Here is a 19,169-nt window from a genome sequence, read left to right as displayed (position 1 = left end):
AAAAAAAATCAGATGGAAATAAATCCCGAATATCCGTTAAATAGCCCAGAAGCGATAGAGCTTGCTCTGAAATATTATAGAGAGCTTCCAATAACGAGGCAAATAATACAAAGTCGCCTTACAGCAAAAGAGATTGCTGAATTGTCTTTAGCATTTGAGGGCGAGTGCGATATTAGCAAAGAAACTATTCAAAAAACAGATGCTATTTGGCTTGAAGTTTTGAAAGAATTCAACCCACTGCTTCATCAGTACGAAATTTCTCGCAAAAAGAGCTAAAAAATAATATTCACTGCCATAATCCACAAATGGCAGTGATTTCCGAAAATAAAGTTTAACCCTAAAAAAAATATTAAAAGTATGTATAGAAACGCATAAGGATAACCCCTTATGATAAATTAAAAATAATGAATACAAGTCAAGGAGCACTGCATTTCGGTGCAGGAATCGACTTAACACAATGGCGCAGAGACGTGGATTCCATGCGCCGTGATATCGTAGGACTTACAAGAGATACTCAAAATGAAACCCGAAACATGGATTCTGCATTTAAGAATCTTTCAATCGGAATAGCTTCTTATTTCTCTGTTGGTGCAATTAAAAGTTTCGTAATGGAGCTTATTAATGTTAGGGGAGAATTTCAGAAAACCGAGATTGCATTTACGACAATGCTCGGCAATGCAGGGGAAGCCAAATCCTTAATGGGCGAAATGGTTGAGCTTGCTGCCAAAACACCATTTTCATTACAAGATGTATCAGCAGGAGCAAAACAATTGCTCGCTTTTCAGGTTCCGGCAAGTGAAGTTGTAGATACACTTACTCGTATGGGTAATATTGCAGCTGGTCTTTCGGTTCCGCTTTCCAGAATTAATTTAGTTTATGGCCAAGTGAGGGCGAAAGGTAAATTAATGGGTGATGACCTTCGTCAATTCACTGAGGCAGGTATTCCAATGGTTGCCGAACTCGCCAAAAAATTCAATAAAACAACCGGCGAAATTTCGGCGATGGTTTCTGCTGGTAAAATCGGATTCAAAGACGTTCAGGATGTTCTGTTTTCTTTAACAAATGAAGGAGGTATGTTTTTCAACCTTATGGAAAAGCAATCTAAATCTCTTTCCGGTCAGGTTGCAAATTTAGGTGATGCATGGGATCAGATGTTGAATAAAATCGGGGAGAGCCAAGAAGGTTTGCTTTCAGATGGTATTCAGTCATTAATTTATATGGTAGAACATTATCAAGATGTAATTCAGATTATTTCGACTCTTGTTGCTGCGTATGGTACGTACCGTGCCGTATTGATAACTACAAATTATTTACAAAAACTTTCCATTTCTATGGAAACAGTAAGAATATGGATGTCATTAGCTGTAAGCATTCGTACTGCAGCAGATGCTCAAGCTTTATTCAATCTAACTGTTATCAGGAACCCTTATGTTGCTTTAGCGGCTGGAATTGCTGCTGTAGTTGCAGCCTTAGTGTATCTTAGAACTGCAAATTACGAAGCCAAAGAAGAAGCTGAAAAGCTTACTCTTGCATTAGAATATCAACAAAGCGTTAGTGATTCCGTTGCAAAAGCTTACAAAAAGAATTCAGAGCAAATTGTTGGAGCAGTAGAAAAAGAGATTGCTATACTTAAATCAAGTTACTCAACACTTGATATGCGCAAAAAAGCATACGACAATTTAACAAAAACAAATAAGGCATTTGTTGGTACTATTGATAGTGAATATCGAGCGACTAATAAATTAAACGAAGCTTATTCCGTCATGGTTTCCAGAATGAAGGAATTGGCTATTGCAAAAGGAAAAGCAGCATTACTTGAAGAACTTTCTAAGAAAAAGGCTCAGGCAGATCTTGATTTAGTCTTAAAGCAGGATGCCTATGAGAAACAATATGCAAAAAACGCAAAGCTAAGAGCCGAAAACGCCAAAAAAGAAAACATCGGCGCTGGTATGTATAGAGAATACAAACTTGAAGAAGGTGTCGATTATTCTACTTACAATCCAGCAAAAGAAGCCTTAAAGACAAGTGCAGAGACAAAAAAACAGTTTGATTGGCTGGTTAATGATGTTACAAAAGGAATTGCAGAATCCAAAAAGAAAGGAGATCAAGAAGCTTTCAAGGCATGGAGCGGTATCGGTGAAACATTGCTTTCAGATGCTCCTATGAAAGGAACTGAGGAGTGGTACAAAGGAGAAATAGACCGCCTTGAAGCATTAAAAGCAAAAGCAGTTGTAGGCTCTAAAGCATGGAACGCTTACCGTTTGCAAATCGAAAAATATAATGATCTTTTAAGCCCGAAAAAAGCTAAAACTGATAACAAGCAATTAGCCGAGATCATCCCTGATGGAAGCATTAAGGATTTAGAGAGAAAGGCACAATTGATAACTGATGCGCTCGCAAGTGTTGAAAATGGAATTGTCAAACTTCGTAAAGTTGATAAGTACGGAAATGATAAAGATAAAAAAGGAAATCCACTATTAACAGGTGAGAATGTCTCGGTTTCAGAAGCGAAGAGCAGACTTGCAAAAACTAATCAAGAACTCGCAGCCAAAAGAAAAGAGATCCAGATTCAAACATTTGATGAAGAGATAGCCGAAACGGAAAGACAATGGAAAATCCGTTATCAGATGGCGTCGCATTACGGCGAAGAAGTCGCAAAAGCCATGTTCCCTAAACTTAAAGGAGATAGTTATTATACAGACATTAATAATCTTTACAAAGATTTAGACGGAAAATTTAAAGCAGGTGTAATAACTGAAGGAGAATTGGAAAACTGGTCTAAATTAAAAACTATTCTTGCAAGCCTAAACGGAACGAAAGACCCATTTACCCAATTCACCGAAGACATGGATAAGGATTTGGTTAAAATGAAAACAGCTACTGAAAAGATTGATTTCCTGAACGAAAAATTATACAAACTTACAGATCAAGAAATTGCATCCGGTTTCAAAACTGAAATTTTCAATCAACTAAATGAAATTAAGCAAGCAGAACAAAATCAATATCAAGAATTACTCACAGAACATGAGGGTTATAGTCAAAGAAAAATTCAAATCGAAAAGAATGCAGCCGATGCTATAAAAAAAATCAACTCTGATGCTAATCTTTCGCCTGAACAGCAAAAACAAACTGCTGGATCGGTTAATAAAAAATCAAAAGAGGAAATTTCACAATTGGCCGTAGATGAGCTAACAAAGTCTCAAGCATGGATGGCACTGTATGGCAATATTGATGAGCTTACAGCCTATCAAATGCAGGTTCTACTTGAGCAATTGGAAGCGCAAAAGGGAAATCTTGCAAATGTATTAACGCCTGTAGATTTTAAAATTCTTCTTAAAAACTTAAAGGAGACAAAACAGCAAATTACAGATGAGAATCCATTCTTAGGACTTCTTTCATCTGTAAAGGAATTGTTTTCTGCATTCGGGAACGAATCAGAAGAAGCAGGAGAAAAAGCATTCTCAAGTTTTGAACGAGCTTCTGACGGAATCAAAGGAACATTAAAAGCCGCAAAGGGTATTATTTCCACGTTAGCACCTGCAAGGGAATACATGAGTGATGCCGCAAATGATGCAATTGATACTATCGAACAGGTCACAACGATGGGTATAATGATGATGCAAGCGATTGATTCCACTGTAACGGCTGTAAAATCTGCACTTGATAACGCTTCGTGGTCAAACTGGATCACGGCTATCATTTCCATTATCTATACTGTAATTCGTGCTGTTGTTTCCTTGTTCACTTGGATAGCAGGCAATAAAAGGAAGAAACTTGAAAAGGAAATAAAGGGCTTACAAGGCACTTTGGATAGTTTAGAAGAAACCTATACAAATTTAGCTATTGCGGCGGAAAAAGCTTTCGGAGCCATGAAATACGACGGGCAAAAAGAATTGATAAAAAACCTACAAGAACAACAGAAAGTCTTGGAGGAAATGAAAAATACTGAATCAAAAAAGAAAAAAGCTGATCAAGATAAAATCAATGATTACAATCAACAGCAGCAGGACAATCTCCGAAAGATTCAGGAAATTAAAGATGCAATTATCCGGGATGTTCTTCAGGTCGATGTTGTGGAAATGGCAGCCAATATAGGGGATGCTCTAATTGAGGCATTCGGAAAAGGCGTGGAAGGAATCGACAACATTAATAAGGCTTTTGACGAGATGATTAAAAACATCATGCGAAATCAGCTCAATAAAGTTCTTGAGACTCAGATGGCTCCGATTTATGATAATATTCTGAAGGCTGCAGGTTTTGACAAAGATGGAAATGGAACATTTAACGGACTTACAAAAGATGAAATTGATGATCTGAGAGCGCAAGTTCTTACAGCTTCCACCAAAGGAAAGGAATTTATAGAAGCTTATTCCGAGATTTTCAAAGATTTGGATATGGCAACCCCAGAAGGAATCAAAGGCTCAATTAAGGGAATGACAGAAAAAACCGCCGGAGCATTGGAAGCGCAATTTAACGCAATGCGAATCAACATTGTTGCTTTGCTGCAAGTAGCAAAAGCGCATAACGTAATTGCAGGAGCTCAAACAGCCCTACTTTCTCAAATCGAGATCAATACAAGACGTTTACATACAATTGATAAAACTCTTACAGAAATGAACTCTAAAATGAAAAAATCCTTAGCAGGTGTACCATAATGAAAACAAAAGAAATAATTAAGATGGCGGCTAATAATAAAATTTGTCAGCCGTGGCACGAGGAAATGAAAAAAGATTCTTCTATACAAAATCTTTGCAGAATGTACTTTGATGGTGACGATTGGGCAATACAAAACGATTTCCCCAATCTGGAAACATTAAGAAAATTTAAGGGTGAAAGTAATCCTTATGGGCTTTTTACTGATCATAAAGCAATATTTAAAACTGTCACAGTTCCAAAATTGAAAACGGCTTTTTTTGGGGATTCAGATGTGAGTCTTTCTTATGCAGGATTTACGGTTGCTGAGGTTATTATTAGACATAAATCAAAGGCAACTATAACCGTTTTCGATCATGCAATATTGAAAATTAATCTGTTAGATGATGCAGAAATTGAAATTGTCAGCACGCCAAATGCTTCAGTAAGTATTTACAGCTATGGAAACAGCAATATAAAACATTCAGGAAATATTAAAATTTATAAAAAATAGAAACAATGATTGCAGATTATTCAAAATTTATTAATCTCGATGAGTGGCCGCCAAAGCCAGAACCGAAAAAAGAAGCAGGCGCGGAACCAAAAAACGAAATGATGGAAAATATCCGGAAACATTTCGCAGACAATCCGGAAGCCTTAACAGAATTTCAAAATGAAATAAATAATCAGAACACGAACCCTGAAAATCAAGATGTAAAATCACTTATCAATCTTGAAGACGTTAAAGATTATTTAAAAAACAAAAAATAAAATAATGAAATCACAAAAAATCAAAATAGCATCAAACAATCTAAAGATTGCAGACGATACAAGTAATATTACGAGAACTGTAACAGTAATGACAGATATTCTTGAACTATGGAAAGAGGAAGAAGTTGAGCTCACAGATGATGAAATAAATTCTCTTATTCAATCGGCTTTTTCAGAAAATACAATTGAAAAAATTGCATCCACCAGAAGTGAAAAGCTCAGAAAAAAGGAGCAATTAGAAGAGCATATTTCGTGGGTTGAAGATATTGGTTTATTCTCAACGTTGTATCCTGGATTAAGAAACACAATATTTTCTCCATACGTATATTGCAAAAAAGGAAAGATACTTGTCAAAGAAGGTGCTGAAGAAGAAATCGAAAGATTACACAGTTATTTTATTTCCGAAGAAAAGGATATTGAACTCTACAACCGACATTTAAAATTAGCAGAAGATTTGAACCAATTTTCAGAAGATTTGAGAAAGCATACAAAGATCGGTCAAGTTACCTCAGCGTGGTTAATTCGCTTTAATATTGATGGAACTGCCTATGTTCCCAATAATTTAAGATACGATTCAAATTAAGTTATTAAGCCTCTCAGAAATGGGAGGTTTTTATTTTGTAAATAATTGTCGGAATATTTACGCCTGCCCAAAATTGGGCAAGGGTAGTTTTTACATACCCGTAAATCCGTGCATCTAAAATGTACATAAAAAATTGTACAATTAAACTAATACGTTAATTTCTAACGTGAAAATTAAACTGTTAATTTGATTTTGAAAATGTGTGAATCTAAAGTTACACGTATAGAATTTGAGGTTCTCCACAGTTGCAAATGAACCTTCTGACATCAATTGAACTTTTATAATTTTGTTAAAACACTGTTATTCATGCATTTAAGCCTATAAAGGTTCAGAAGTTCAAAAAGACCGACAAATTATAGTCAGGGTTCACCCTTATGGTGAACGTATGAAATTTCCCGTATTAGAGTTTTCACCTAATTTGGTGAATACCTCATCAAAAACTCAGTAGTGCTAAAATCCCACTTCTAAATATGTTACATAACAAATGATATGTATTTAATTATGTCCTGAATGGGAAAAATTAAAAACCCTTCTCGCTTGAAAAGGGTTTTATAGATTATTTTTGATAACGATTCAAGTATGATTCTGGGTATTGATATAAATCCAAATATAAGTCTCTAAATTGTACGCCTGCATAATCCGCCAGACCAAAATCTTTAAACATTAACAGAACACCGCCGTTATAATCTATGTTTGAAATTTTATAAGAATCATCGCACCCGAATTCATGATGATGAGGAAATTCTTGATCTGAATTATAAAAGCCGGTTGGATAATAAGCGCAGTAATTTTTTTGATTTTCATATTGAGGTTCCCAACCTTCATTTAATGCCTTTGTGACAATGATAAGTTTATACATGGCTATCATTCTAACTTTTATTAATTGAGGTAGAAATGAATAATCTGGTATCGTATTTTCGATGCCTAAAATCAAACATGCATCATCAAAGGTTTTTACTTTTTTACAAATCTTTGTACAGCCACAAATATGCGCGTTCCATTTTGAAAATTCATCGAGAGACATTGTTCTGATTATTAAATCATTTTGCTTGCTTATACGATTAAAAACTGTCTTTGATGTTGTGAGATCATCGCCACAATCGCCTTTTAAATCATCGATAATTTCAAAGCTTGCTCTATTCTTCTTATACGAATCCGGCATTGCGATTTTGATGCCTTTGCAATCTTGGCACCAGCCTATTAAAATATTCATAAGTTTTATTTTAGTGATTATTAGTTTCTTTTGAGTCCATTTGCAAAAAGAAATGACTTCTGCTTAAAAGTCAATTTGTAATTTGCTTTCGGTAATCCGTGACGTTTAAATAATTCAGTTCTTAGATTTAGAGTGAAAGTTTTAAAGTATGGAGGATTTTTATCGTTAAACCTGGCTAATGAAAAAAGTCTTTCATCTGAAAACTTCTCTATTACTTTTTTTGAATACGTACGTCGGCAAGTCTGCAGATCAGCAAAATATACGGCGTCAAAATTCTTTTGTATTTTATAAATCGATTGTTCTAATTTTGTAAGATCACTCTCATTGAGAAACGTGTTTGTGTTTTTAAGGGAAACTTTGATCTGATTGCCATTAACCATTTTTAAGGCTACTTTATCGCCTCTATGTGTTGTGAATTGAACTGTCATGATTTCTTATTTTTTGATTAAAATTGCCCTTTGTAATTCTATTATTCTCAACGCCTGCAAGACTGATTAAAAAATTATTATGAAGGTTCAAAGGGCAAAATGTTTTTAAGCTGCTTTATGATTGTTTCTAAAAGTTGTTAAGGCTTTTATCCATTCATTGTATATCTCTTCTGCTAATTGTAGCTGATCGATGTTAATTATCTGACTGTATGAATAAAGGTTGATCCGCTTTTCAAAAACCTTTTTCAATAATTCGCAAATTTGCTTCTCTAAATTTTGTATCATTTCATCTTTTGTCATCATCTTAAAAAGAAGCGTTTCAAATACTGTCATGTTTAGTATTTCGGTTTTATGCTGATTCGTGCCGCCTATTAAATTTGATACATCAATTAGCTGTCTTTTGAATGCTGTAAAAAGAATATTATCATGTATAATATCAATACTTTCTTCTCTTGAGATATTTTTTGTCTGATTCATGATTTATTTTATTTAGGTGATCGTTTAGTGAGCTGATAATTTCACGCAGTGCCGGGACAGATATTTCTATATCATCATACCGATTGTAAAACAAAATGATTTTACTTAAAAGCCAGTCTATGTACTCAATAACGGTTATAAAATTTGTGTAATACTCTTTTAAATCAATCAAATCGTTATCGTAATGGCTTTTATTCGCTTCAATAATTGCAGATAGTCTTTTGTACTCAGATATTTTTGAAGCTTTTTTCATTAGTTATCGTTTAGTGTGGCAAAAGATGCCCGTAGTTTATTAATACGACTTGAATTAGCCTTGCTCATTTCACTAAGGTGGACTAAGTATGTTTTTGATAACAGCTTGAATTTCTGTTGAAATTTGCCTTTAACAGTTAAAAACATTGATAGATATTCGCTGTAAGAGAGTGAACCCATTTCGTAAAGCGTTTTTGCTTCTGAAAGTAAAATTGTAAGTTCAATTATTGAATCTGTCATGTACTTTGATTGCAGATTTTCATCTATTGCTTTTGAAGAATAAAACATATCAACCATAAACTGATCATATTCTGCTTTTGTGGTTAACTTGCAATCATAAAGCGAAGTAATTAATTGCTGACAAAATACCAACATTGAGAAAGAGAATTGAGCATTATTATAAATTGGCTTGATTTCACTTTGATATGCGCTTAATCTTTTTTGAGTCGCTGTATTTGTAGGTAATGTATTTGTATTCATGATCTTATATTTTTAAAGTTTAAATAATTTAGTGAAGAAATTTGCGTGTTTTGGTGGCGTTCTATTTTCGAATGCTTTTCTTTCATTCTCTATAAAGACTGTAATTTGATATAGTTTTTTACTGTCTTTGCAATCGTTTATCTGATCGTATATTTCAGCTCTGGGGGCTTCTTTTAGACTTTCACAAAGTTTGAGATAAGATAAATAAGCCCCGTTCTGCATTTCAATAATAATACACTGGTGTTTTTCCATTTCTATGCGCTTTTAAGGTGTGTTCTTCTGATTCTAATTAATTTCGCAGGTGTTTTCTTTAGAACTGCAGTTGCTTTCACTTCTGGGGTTCTCGGCTGCTCTACCATCATGAAGTTTTCAATTTTAAAACTTCTGAAAGAATTTGCTTCGATATCGAAATATGTAAAAGTTGTTACTTTCGGCTGATTGTCTGTTTTAAATTCGTAGTTGATAGAATCCATTTTCAAACTGCCTACTGCTTTTCTAAGCGAACCATCTTTTTTCTCAAAGTAGAAAGTAACTTCGCCTTTGTGCATTTCTTTGTTGAGGCGGTAAAGTTGCCAAGCCTTCTTTAGACAGATAGCCCATTCTTTACCAGTTGTGGCCATAATGTGGTAAGCTCTAAGCATTACTGTTTTTCTGAATGATGTAGTAGGTGTTTTCATATCTTCTGTTTTTGTTAATTCTTCTTTGTTAAGTCCGAAAAATGCGGCTTCAGCATCGTTACATAATTGAGCGATCATTAATTTATCTTCTTGAGAAAGTGTAGAAAGAATTTCTCTCAGTTGCTTTTCTAATTTTGAAAAGAATCTGTAAGTTCTCATATCATCGCTGTAGCTAAAATTCACGTCCATTGCGTTAATGTTTCTTGCGATTTTTTCTGCTCTTGAAGTTGATATTGTTGCCATTATTTCTTACTTTTAAGTTGTTAAATTATAGTGTAACTATCTTTTCTTTGATACAAATGTAAGACAAACTATAATAACTACCAAATAAAACTTTAATTATTTTCAAAATAATTATACTTTAACTATAATTTTATATCTTTGCACAACAACAAACACTTTATTCATGCAGATTTTAAGACTTAGAGAAATTTTGAAAGAAAAAAACATGACCGGTAAAAAATTAGCCGAATTGGTAAATGTTACTGAGGCATCAATAACAAATCTTACAAAAGGTGATAGTTTGCCTCGAAAAGAATTACTTCTTTCAATTGCGAAAACATTAGATGTAGATGTTCGGGATTTATTCATTCCAACTAAAAAGAAGCTATCTGAAAAAATATTCGTTCAGAGAGAGGATGGAACCTATAAAAATATTGGTGAAATTATAGTTGACGATCCGGATAATGTATGAAATGTAGAAAAATGTAGCCTCGAAAAGAACTTTTTTTTCACAGATGGAGAAAACCGTAATTCTCAGTAAATGAAAAGCATTATTTTAGAGCAAAATTTGTAACATGAAAAAATTATTATTGCTTTCGCTGTTTACTTTTAATATGGCTATTGCTCAGGAATTTATTTTAACTCCGAATAACTTCGTAAATAAAGATGATGATTCTAAAAATTACATTGTATTGGAATATCCGGAAATGAGCCAAAAGCAGCTATTTGATAAAACTAAAATCTTTGTTCAAACAAAATTTGAGAATTTAAAAAGCGATGGATTAAATGAGGTGGAATATTCTTTTATTAAAATCAGAACCACTGCACCTGGCACCAGAATAGGAGGCTCACTTATGTCTTTGATGATGATAGTCTATGAATTGAATTTTAAGGACGGTAAAATAATGGTTAAACCTATATTAGATCATTTCGACCCGACCAAGCCGACAAGCAGCGCAGTTTATCTCACCGGCGGTAACTCATTCTCTGGAAAATCAATATTTGATAAGACAGGAAAGATTTCCCTGAAAAATTATTTTGAAGTATCAAACACTAACGTAAATAAATTCGTTACTGATCTGAAAGATTATTTATCAAAGTCCGAAGAATGGTAATAGTTAATATAAAATACAAAGTTCCTTAATAATTTAGGCTCAATATAACCTATGAGATTTACAGATACAGTTGAAACCGTAAAGCAGTTGACAATTAAAAGCTTGATTGCAAATAAAATTTTATTGCCGAATACGTATAATATTGGAACTTTAAATTTCAAAGTGAACGGTTCTAAAACTGGATCTATCGGATTTGAAATTGTTGTGAGAGAGTTTTCAGGATTGATAAAAATATCATACGTTTTAGGAAACGGAGAGAGCAAAGCTTATAATATTGAGCTGATTTCTAAGCCTTCAAACCTCGGAAATGGTCTTTTATGGTTCTTTATTTGCCCAAAAACGGGTAAAACAGGCAGGAAATTGCACCTTTTTAATGGTGTTTTTGCTCATAGAACTGCTTTTCCTGATCTTTTTTATGAAAAACAAACCTACTCTAAGCAGCAAAGAGAATATGATTTTGCCCTCAGTGAATACCCATTTAATGTAATGTTTAATAAGCATCTTAAAACACATTACAAAGGCGTTCCCACAAAGAAATACGCAAGATTACTTAAAGCAGCAAAAATCAGGGATGAAAAATGGTTTAATGACGGAATAATATCCCGGAGAGAGTATGAGTAAAGAATTATCGGACTCCATGTTTGGACTTCTGGACAAAAATGTCCAAACCTTCTTAACGGAAGTAAATTAGCTTTGGTTGAATTATCGGACTCCATAAAAAGAACATAAGTCTGCGGATATTTCCGCACACCCCTTTAACCGGTTCCATAATTTTAAGGAATCGATATGATAGGTTTTTAGAGTCCATAAAAAAGAAATTTAGGACAGCGGAATTTTCCGCTGTCCTCTTTCGCTACTAAAATTTTTTGGAATTAAAGCAATCTATCTTCTAATGTATCGGAAATTAGAGAATTTTTGATATCGATTTCAGGATCTGTTTTTAACTCGATAAGAATATTTGTTTGATCTTCATTTGATAGACCATTAAGAGATAGCCTCATTTCTTTATCAGCTTCAACAGTTTCAGCCATTGCAGCTAATACGATTCGATTATTTGCGTATTTCACAAATCCTTCAGCAGTGCCAAAATCAGGCGAATTAAGCTCTACAAATAAGTTTGCGTTATATTCTTGATTTGTAGTAAAACTATTTAGGGAAATAAAAAGATTATCAATTGTTAATCTACTATCCAGAAAAGATTTTCGATCATCATTTAATGGCAGTTCAGATAAAACGGTTGTCTTAATCTTCTGCATTGATTCTTTTGTTATTAATATATCCATACAGCAAAAATACAATTAAAAAGAGATTTAGCACACTGAAAGCAAAATTGCGCTCAGTGCATTCTAAAGGTTTTTGGGAGGTCATACACGCAGGCGCGAGCATCCTTGAAAACACCTATTTCATAAAAACGACTTTTCCCGTATTTATGGTACTTCTTTAGATTTTTTGGAAGTCACAATACACGCGAGATAAAAGTAAGTTTTCTTACATGTATGGAACCGGTTAAAATAAAGCTCTGAAGATTTTTTCCATATCACAACGTACGCGCGCGAAATGATGCTGTGAAGATTTTATTCAGGTCATAACGTGCGCGTAAATGCCACTTTTGTATGAATACATGATTTCCTTGTTTTATCAGGGTCGGCAAGATTTTTTCGAGGTCACAACGCGTGCGAAGGAAATCGAATGTTTATTAGGTTTCATCCGATTTTTTGGAAGTCATTATGCATGTGTGAGGAATCCTGATTTTATTACCGTTCAGAGATTTTTTACCTATCACTACACGTATGCGCGTGAATGAGATTTCATAAAAGCGGATATTTCCGTATTTATGGGATATTGAAGGTTTTTGGGCAGTCACTACGCGCGCAATGATCGTTTTGATATTTTTATCAATCCGGAGTAAAATAAAAAAAGGAAGAATTTTCCTCGTTGAATTATCGGAGTCCATACGCGCGCGTAAATCAGTCGTCATTGAGAGGAGTGAATCTAATTTTCTTCATTATCATAATTTTGAAGATTATAATATTCAGAAAATATTTACAACATCACTTACAACATTTTTTAAATAGGCTGAATTCTCACCATTTAGATATTATCAGAATCGAACGAACTGAACGCCTAAAAAGCTACTACGAAAATTATTCGTAGCAGGTCAAAATCGGACGAATTGGACGAGCTAAAAGAATGCTTGCCATTTTGGGCAAGCAAACGTTTGTCCAATTTTGGACAGTCGTATTTGATGAGGTTAATAATAGAGTTATGAACAACCTCAGCCACAATTATGTGGAGCAGGTTTCCCACAACTTTATGGAAAACTAAATACCCGGAATCCCGTGTGTTTAAATGTCGCCAAAAACGATATTATAAAAGTGCAGATTTGCAGGTTTATCAAAATGTACCAAATTCGTATATTTAAAAGTAACGGAAATCCGTTTTTATGAACTTGCTTAGGTTTTTGATGAAGCAAACGTAATGAATGAACCTTTTGAACTTAAATGAACTTTTGAAACATTCGTTAAATGCTAATAATGAAGCTGTTAGTATTTAAAAGGTTCAAAGGTTCAAAAAGCTCAATTATATTTTAATAATTGTGTATCTAAGATTATCCAGTAATGTTTGTTGTTAATTTGTTGTAAGTAGTAAAATAAAAAAACACCTATATTTCTATAAGTGTTTGATTATCAGGCTCCTCCTCTTGGGCTCGAACCAAGGACCCTCTGATTAACAGTCAGATGCTCTAACCAACTGAGCTAAGGAGGAATGTTCCTCTTTTAGAGTGGTGCAAATATAGGATTGATATTTGAACCACGCAAGTTTTTTTATTTATTTTTTCAAAAATTTTAAAATTTATTGGTGATAATTTTAAATATGTCTGCTCCAAAAATCAGTAACATTAAGCCTAACAGGAAGATAACCCCAACCATTTGAGCATTTTCTAAAACTTTCTGCGGAACTGGTTTACCAACAATCATTTCATACAACGTAAAAATAACGTGACCACCATCTAATCCCGGGATTGGAATTAAGTTTAAGAACGCTAACCAAACAGAGAACATTGCCGTAAAGCTCCAGAAAGCCGTCCAGTCGATAGATACGCTTCCATCATTTGCTTTATCAACAGGCATATTTTTGATGATTGCCAATGGCCCACCAACTTTTTTATATCCTTGTACTTTTTTGTTGAAGATTAATTTAAACTGTTTCACTTGGTAAGTCAAACTCTCAATGCTTCTTGTGAAACCTCTTCCGATAGATTCTATAAAAGTAAAATGTTTTGTTTCATAGAATTTAGTCAATTGCTTATAAGAAGCCAAACCTAAAGTTCCTTCTTTAGATACCGATAAAACAAGCGGCTGAATTGCATCACCTCTCATTACGTCTACTTTAAGGTCTTTTCCAGCGTTGTTTCTTACTGTCTCCTGAAATTCATCATAATAAGAAATTTTCTTTCCATCGACAGCAACCACTTGGTCACCTACCTTTAAACCAGCTTGCGCCGTTTTAGGATTAAAAATAGAATCAATTACCGCAGGAAATCTTGGCGTAAGAAATGCTCTAGGATTTTCATCTTTGAAAGCCATTGCTTTACCATCATCATTCGTAGGGAAAGTCACTTCTTTTCCGTTTCTCAAAACAGTAATTTCGTCACTCAAAAGAACGTCTAAGGCTAGTTTATCAAGATTATTCTGAGTTTTTCCGTCAACCTTCAAGATTTTATCTCCATCCTGAAAACCCATTCCTTTAGCAACACTCGTATAATTCATCGGAGCATTGACCTTAGCAGTATCAAAAGAAGTCTCTCCATTAAAGAAAGAAAGACATCCGTAAATAATCCAAGCCAAGAAGAAGTTTACGGTAACTCCACCCATCATAATGATCAATCTCTGCCAAGCCGGTTTAGCTCTGAATTCCCACGGTTGTGCAGGTTGCTTCAATTGCTCAGTATCCATACTTTCGTCTACCATTCCGGCAATTTTCACATAACCTCCAAAAGGAAGCCATCCAATTCCGTATTCAGTTTCACCGATTTTTTTCTTTACGATAGAAAAATAAGGGTCGAAGAAAAGATAAAATTTTTCTACTTTGGTTTTAAAGTATTTTGCGGGTAAGAAATGCCCAAGCTCGTGAAGAATTACTAAGATAGAGATGCTTAATATAAATTGAAAGATCTTAATTGCTAATTCCATTAATTGTTTTTAGATTTTAATTTGCAAAGGTAATAATTATCAAAAGGATGCCAAACAAAAAAACTCCTCTAAATGAGAAGCTTTGTCATATATTATGGCTAATTTTTAAAAATTGAAAGAAACTCCCAGACTTCCGTTATTTCCCACCTCTGCGAAAACACCCACTTTTTCTGTAAAGAAATATCTAGCGCCAATGTGAGCACCAATGCCAAAGTCTCTTCCGAGCACTCCCAAATCAACTCCAGGATAAATATCTAATTTTTCAGGCAGTTCTAAAGCTTCCCTTAAATGGAAATTAACCCTTCCAAATATAAAAACCCTATTGTCTTTATTGTTGTCTTTGTAACCATCAAAATAAGCATTTGCACCAGCTCCGACAGATATAAGTTGGTTTAAACCATAATCATAAGTTGCGGAAATCCCAGTACCATACCCCCATGCATTGAATCCTAAATTAACTTTCTGGTCGCCTTTTCCCGTATAAGCTTGTGCACTGACTGCCACTCCGGTAAAAACCATCAACATAAAAACCAATTTCTTCATAGACTTTAATTTTAAATTATTACTAATCACAATTTGCAGCAAATATAAAACCGAAACCATTTAAAAACAGTAATTTTATACAAGTTTTGAAATAGAAATATGAAAATTATAGGCTTAAATCAGGATATCATCTGGAAAAACAAAAACGAAAACTTTCAATTAATTGAAAACCAACTACAAAATCAAGAAGCAGATTTATTTCTTCTCCCAGAAATGTTTTCTACAGGATTTTGCATGGATGCTGCTGAAGTTTCAGATAAAAATGAAGAATCTTTAGCATTTTTAAAGAAAATTTCAAAAGAGAAAAACGCAGCATTCTCGGGAAGTGCTTCTATAAAAGTTGACAATCAGTTTTTTAATAGAATGTATTTTGTGAAACCCAATTCTGAAGTAACATTTTATGATAAACGGCATTTATTTTCCTTTTCAGGTGAAGATAAAATCTATACCCCGGGAAAAGAAAGAGCTATTGTAGAACATCTTGGAATTCGGTTTCTGTTGCAGGTTTGCTATGATTTGAGATTTCCGGTTTTTGCGAGAAACAATGATGACTATGACGCTATTTTATATGTTGCCAACTGGCCGGAAAAAAGAGTTGGAGCCTGGGAACATTTACTGAAAGCAAGAGCTATTGAGAATCTGTCATATGTATTCGGTTTAAACAGAATAGGAACCGATGGAAATGATCTTTTTTACAAGGAAAGTTCCCATTGTTTTTTTGCAGATGGCAAAGAAATTTCTCAGAAGAATGGAAATCTGGTTTCAGCAGAGTTAAATTTAGAAGAGCTTAAAGATTTCAGAAATCATTTTCAGTTTTTGAATGATAGAGATTGTTTTGAAATTAAATAATGTGATGTTTTATTTCTCGCAGATTAAGAAGATAAAAAGAAATGCTTGTCCGCAATTTCTCATATTCTATATCTTTTTGTATTTCTTTGCTAAGTTTACGCCCTTTAGTTTGTAAAACAGTCAAATTTTAATATTCTTTGTTTGCCTTTGCGTTAAATTATCGAATATTAGTGAAAACGGATTTACATAAAAAAGAAAAAAAAATCTGCTCAATCAGCAAAATCAGCGAGATAAACTATCTTCATTTAAATCTAATCACTTTTAAACCTTACTATTCGAGACTTCCTTTCGTTTTCGTAATTTCTTCAAAGCCTTTCTAGCTAAAATCACCACAGCAATTACAATCAAAATTGCCAGAAAAGCTGCTATTACCGGAGCAACCATTGCCAAAACAGTCATAATCCCGGCACCTGCTGTTTCGGTAGTTCCTACAACAGGATTTCCCAAACCTCCGGTTGTTGCAGTAGAAGCAGCTCGAATTCCTGCAAACCCCGAACTGATTGTTGCTGCAGTTCCACCTCCTGCGATCAAAGCCAATCCCCATTGTGGAAACGTTCCTAAATCAGCAAACTGACTCGCAAAAAGTACAGAACCTGCAATCGTTGCCATCGGAACAGAAACGGTATCGAGTAAATGGTCAACAATTGGAATATAATAGGCTAAAATTTCTGCTAAAGTGGCAATTCCTGTGGTAATTAACGCCGGAAGACCGGAAAGCCATTCAAAACTTTCATTCATGGGAATCCATTGAAAATAAGAAGCTAAACTCACCGCAAACATTGGTAAAAATACTCTAAAACCGGTTGCCGCAGCAAGTCCGATTCCGATAAATGCACTCAGAACATAGGGAAGATAAGGAATTTGGTCTAGCATGGTCATCAATTGTTTGTTTAAAGCTACAAAAAATACGCACATCGATAACTAATTACAGTTTATTCAAACAAAAAAAATTGCACTCCAAAGAATCGCAATATTCATAGTAACAATAAAATGATTAATTGCAAATCTTATTGCTGTTTTTTCTGAGCTTCACAAAGCTTGATAAATTCTGCCTCTACCACCTGAAATTTTTCAGGAAGCTCATTCGAAACCCAAAACATCATAGCGATAGTTTTTTCACCAAAACTTGCTTTAAAAAGGTCTTTATTTAAACGGTAGCATTCTCTCAAAAGTCTTTTTATACGATTTCTGTGCACCGCTTTTTTAAAATATCTTTTAGAAACCGAAACTCCTAGTTTTACATTTTCATTTTGTAAATCCTGATGGTTTTTAAGAATGATAATTCGCAAATTTCCGCAACTTCTCCATTTACCTTTTGCAAAAAGTAAAGTAATCTCGGTATCTTTTTTGAGCTTTTCTTGTTTTGGATATTTAAAATCTGACATTAATCTTTCTTCAGTAAGTGGTTGATAACTTCTGCAGCAGCGTACAGTCCAAAAATTGCAGGAAGAAAACTGATGGTTCCATAAAAAGATCTTTTATAATTGGTTCCATCGGTCATTTTCAAGCTATCTTCATCCTGAATTTCATCTGAAAACACACAACGTATTCCTTTATCAATTTTTTCTTTTTTAAGTCTTTTTCTGACTTCTCTTGCAAGATGACAATGCTGAGTTTTGTGAATATCTCGAACGATAACTTTAGAAGGATCAGATTTTCCGCCGGCTCCCATCGAGCTTACAATTTTTATTTTTCTGCGTCTTGCCGCAATAATTAATGATACTTTCGGGCTAACGCTATCAATACAATCTAATATATAATCGAAATTTCCACCATCTAGAATTTCTGCCATTCTTTCAGGATTTAAAAATTCATTCACTTTTATCAACTCAAGATTCGGATTGATATCCATCAATCTTTCTGCAACAACATCTACTTTATGTTTTCCTACAGTAGAATGCAGAGCAGGAAGCTGCCTGTTAATATTCGTAATATCTACAGTATCACCATCTACAATTGTCATTTTCCCGACACCGGATCTGGCTAAAAACTCAGCGGCAAAAGAACCTACTCCACCCAAACCCACAACCAAAACAGCTGCTTTGTTTAATTTTTCAACACCTTCTTCTTTTATCAGTAATTCTGTTCTTTCAAGCCAAACTTTATCCATGCTGAATCGTTTCTAAATTTTCTAAAATCTGTACATTAAGTTTTTCTAAAGAAATCCCTTTCAATTCTGAAACTTTTAGATATAACTCTTGAATATTAAAATCCTCATTATCAGTTTCCAGAAATATTTTTTCTAAAGGAGTTGTCTTTAAAACATTCTGCAAAGATAGATTATACAAAACAGCTTTTCCAAAACTCAAATAAAATTTATTTTTAAGCAAATCATCAGCAATGCTCTGTTTTTTGTTAAATCCGTGAATAATCATCGGTTGATTTGCCATTTTCTTGAAAGAAATTACTTCATAAAATTTTCTTACACAATGAATAATCAAAGGCTTTTTAAACTCATTAGAAATTTCAATTTGCTTTTTAAAAACCTGTTCCTGTATTTTTGGTTCGATAGAAATCAAACCATCAAGACCACATTCACCAATTGCAAAACAGTTTTCAACAATATTAGAATTCAACCAATTAAATTGATTGTCAATATTCTCCAACTGAATATCTTGAGGATGAATTCCTATGGAATAAAGAAATTCCGGTAAAGCTTCATCGTATTCTAGATTGTAAATTCCGTGGCTTATATTTTTTTTATGATGATGAAAATCAAAAAAATCCATATTCA

At 33.9% G+C, this 19,169-nt stretch carries 23 protein-coding genes and 1 tRNA gene; 9 read left to right on the top strand and 15 right to left on the bottom strand.

What is annotated here, in order from left to right:
- Positions 1 to 12 precede the first annotated feature (12 nt).
- From LO744_RS01780 to LO744_RS01760, 5 genes are all read left to right on the top strand, one after another.
- Complete coding sequence (locus tag LO744_RS01780) at positions 13 to 276, top strand: hypothetical protein (RefSeq protein ID WP_230666782.1); 264 nt, start codon at positions 13 to 15, stop codon at positions 274 to 276.
- 128 nt (positions 277 to 404) lie between these two features.
- On the top strand, positions 405 to 4,655 hold the full coding sequence (locus tag LO744_RS01775) for a tape measure protein (protein WP_230666780.1): 4,251 nt from the start codon (positions 405 to 407) through the stop codon (positions 4,653 to 4,655).
- Entirely contained in the window at positions 4,655 to 5,146 is a 492-nt protein-coding gene (locus LO744_RS01770) for a hypothetical protein (protein ID WP_230666778.1), read from the top strand. Before LO744_RS01775 ends, LO744_RS01770 begins: the two co-directional genes overlap by 1 nt.
- Positions 5,147 to 5,151: 5 nt before the next feature.
- Complete coding sequence (locus LO744_RS01765) at positions 5,152 to 5,403, top strand: hypothetical protein (protein WP_230666776.1); 252 nt, start codon at positions 5,152 to 5,154, stop codon at positions 5,401 to 5,403.
- A 4-nt stretch (positions 5,404 to 5,407) separates the two neighbouring features.
- A complete protein-coding gene (locus LO744_RS01760) occupies positions 5,408 to 5,986 on the top strand; it encodes a hypothetical protein (RefSeq protein WP_230666774.1) in 579 nt (192 codons plus the stop codon).
- Positions 5,987 to 6,542: 556 nt separating this feature from the next.
- On the opposite strand, the gene LO744_RS01755 is transcribed toward LO744_RS01760, so the two are convergent.
- From LO744_RS01755 to LO744_RS01725, 7 genes are all read right to left on the bottom strand, one after another.
- A complete protein-coding gene (locus tag LO744_RS01755) occupies positions 6,543 to 7,199 on the bottom strand; it encodes a hypothetical protein (RefSeq protein WP_230666772.1) in 657 nt (218 codons plus the stop codon).
- A 20-nt stretch (positions 7,200 to 7,219) separates the two neighbouring features.
- Positions 7,220 to 7,627, bottom strand: coding sequence for a hypothetical protein (locus LO744_RS01750; protein ID WP_230666770.1), 408 nt, complete (start codon positions 7,625 to 7,627; stop codon positions 7,220 to 7,222).
- A gap of 105 nt (positions 7,628 to 7,732) precedes the next feature.
- Complete coding sequence (locus tag LO744_RS01745) at positions 7,733 to 8,104, bottom strand: hypothetical protein (protein WP_230666768.1); 372 nt, start codon at positions 8,102 to 8,104, stop codon at positions 7,733 to 7,735.
- A complete protein-coding gene (locus LO744_RS01740; RefSeq protein ID WP_230666766.1) occupies positions 8,064 to 8,357 on the bottom strand; it encodes a hypothetical protein in 294 nt (97 codons plus the stop codon). Before LO744_RS01740 ends, LO744_RS01745 begins: the two co-directional genes overlap by 41 nt.
- On the bottom strand, positions 8,357 to 8,836 hold the full coding sequence (locus tag LO744_RS01735) for a hypothetical protein (RefSeq protein WP_230666764.1): 480 nt from the start codon (positions 8,834 to 8,836) through the stop codon (positions 8,357 to 8,359). Before LO744_RS01735 ends, LO744_RS01740 begins: the two co-directional genes overlap by 1 nt.
- A 12-nt stretch (positions 8,837 to 8,848) precedes the next feature.
- Positions 8,849 to 9,088 carry a hypothetical protein gene (locus LO744_RS01730; protein ID WP_230666762.1) on the bottom strand — a complete coding sequence of 80 codons (240 nt, stop codon included), beginning with the start codon at positions 9,086 to 9,088 and terminating at the stop codon, positions 8,849 to 8,851.
- Between the two features lie 2 nt (positions 9,089 to 9,090).
- On the bottom strand, positions 9,091 to 9,756 hold the full coding sequence (locus tag LO744_RS01725; protein ID WP_230666760.1) for an SH3 beta-barrel fold-containing protein: 666 nt from the start codon (positions 9,754 to 9,756) through the stop codon (positions 9,091 to 9,093).
- 163 nt (positions 9,757 to 9,919) lie between these two features.
- Here LO744_RS01725 and LO744_RS01720 point away from each other — a divergent pair, with 163 nt between their 5' ends.
- The 3 genes from LO744_RS01720 (at position 9,920) to LO744_RS01710 (ending at position 11,471) form a co-directional block, all read left to right on the top strand.
- Entirely contained in the window at positions 9,920 to 10,207 is a 288-nt protein-coding gene (locus LO744_RS01720) for a helix-turn-helix transcriptional regulator (RefSeq protein ID WP_230666758.1), read from the top strand.
- 103 nt (positions 10,208 to 10,310) lie between these two features.
- Positions 10,311 to 10,850 carry a hypothetical protein gene (locus LO744_RS01715; protein WP_230666755.1) on the top strand — a complete coding sequence of 180 codons (540 nt, stop codon included), beginning with the start codon at positions 10,311 to 10,313 and terminating at the stop codon, positions 10,848 to 10,850.
- 51 nt (positions 10,851 to 10,901) lie between these two features.
- The gene (locus LO744_RS01710) at positions 10,902 to 11,471 is read left to right on the top strand and encodes a hypothetical protein (protein ID WP_230666753.1); all 570 of its coding nucleotides are present in this window, start codon (positions 10,902 to 10,904) and stop codon (positions 11,469 to 11,471) included.
- A gap of 251 nt (positions 11,472 to 11,722) precedes the next feature.
- On the opposite strand, the gene LO744_RS01705 is transcribed toward LO744_RS01710, so the two are convergent.
- The 4 genes from LO744_RS01705 to LO744_RS01690 all read right to left on the bottom strand — a co-directional run bounded on the left by LO744_RS01705 (position 11,723) and on the right by LO744_RS01690 (position 15,586).
- Complete coding sequence (locus tag LO744_RS01705) at positions 11,723 to 12,133, bottom strand: hypothetical protein (protein WP_230666751.1); 411 nt, start codon at positions 12,131 to 12,133, stop codon at positions 11,723 to 11,725.
- Between the two features lie 1,409 nt (positions 12,134 to 13,542).
- Positions 13,543 to 13,616, bottom strand: a tRNA-Asn gene (locus tag LO744_RS01700).
- 80 nt (positions 13,617 to 13,696) lie between these two features.
- On the bottom strand, positions 13,697 to 15,043 hold the full coding sequence (gene rseP / locus LO744_RS01695) for an RIP metalloprotease RseP (RefSeq protein WP_230666749.1): 1,347 nt from the start codon (positions 15,041 to 15,043) through the stop codon (positions 13,697 to 13,699).
- 105 nt (positions 15,044 to 15,148) lie between these two features.
- Positions 15,149 to 15,586, bottom strand: coding sequence for a DUF6646 family protein (locus LO744_RS01690; protein ID WP_230666747.1), 438 nt, complete (start codon positions 15,584 to 15,586; stop codon positions 15,149 to 15,151).
- 99 nt (positions 15,587 to 15,685) lie between these two features.
- Here LO744_RS01690 and LO744_RS01685 point away from each other — a divergent pair, with 99 nt between their 5' ends.
- Positions 15,686 to 16,435: a nitrilase-related carbon-nitrogen hydrolase gene (locus LO744_RS01685; protein ID WP_230666745.1), complete on the top strand. Its 750-nt coding sequence runs from the start codon at positions 15,686 to 15,688 to the stop codon at positions 16,433 to 16,435.
- Positions 16,436 to 16,696: 261 nt separating this feature from the next.
- On the opposite strand, the gene LO744_RS01680 is transcribed toward LO744_RS01685, so the two are convergent.
- The 4 genes from LO744_RS01680 to LO744_RS01665 form a co-directional block, all read right to left on the bottom strand.
- On the bottom strand, positions 16,697 to 17,308 hold the full coding sequence (locus LO744_RS01680; RefSeq protein ID WP_230670451.1) for a DUF4126 domain-containing protein: 612 nt from the start codon (positions 17,306 to 17,308) through the stop codon (positions 16,697 to 16,699).
- 134 nt (positions 17,309 to 17,442) lie between these two features.
- Positions 17,443 to 17,820 carry a ribonuclease P protein component gene (rnpA, locus tag LO744_RS01675; protein WP_230666743.1) on the bottom strand — a complete coding sequence of 126 codons (378 nt, stop codon included), beginning with the start codon at positions 17,818 to 17,820 and terminating at the stop codon, positions 17,443 to 17,445.
- On the bottom strand, positions 17,820 to 18,545 hold the full coding sequence (locus tag LO744_RS01670) for a tRNA threonylcarbamoyladenosine dehydratase (protein ID WP_230666741.1): 726 nt from the start codon (positions 18,543 to 18,545) through the stop codon (positions 17,820 to 17,822). Before LO744_RS01670 ends, rnpA begins: the two co-directional genes overlap by 1 nt.
- A complete protein-coding gene (locus tag LO744_RS01665) occupies positions 18,538 to 19,164 on the bottom strand; it encodes a TatD family hydrolase (RefSeq protein ID WP_230666739.1) in 627 nt (208 codons plus the stop codon). Before LO744_RS01665 ends, LO744_RS01670 begins: the two co-directional genes overlap by 8 nt.
- Between the last annotated feature and the right edge of the window lie 5 nt (positions 19,165 to 19,169).

The sequence above is a fragment of the Chryseobacterium turcicum genome, from assembly GCF_021010565.1.
GTDB classification, from domain to species: domain Bacteria; phylum Bacteroidota; class Bacteroidia; order Flavobacteriales; family Weeksellaceae; genus Chryseobacterium; species Chryseobacterium turcicum.
Note: the sequence above shows the minus strand (reverse complement) of the source record. Positions and strands in the feature narration are given on the sequence as shown.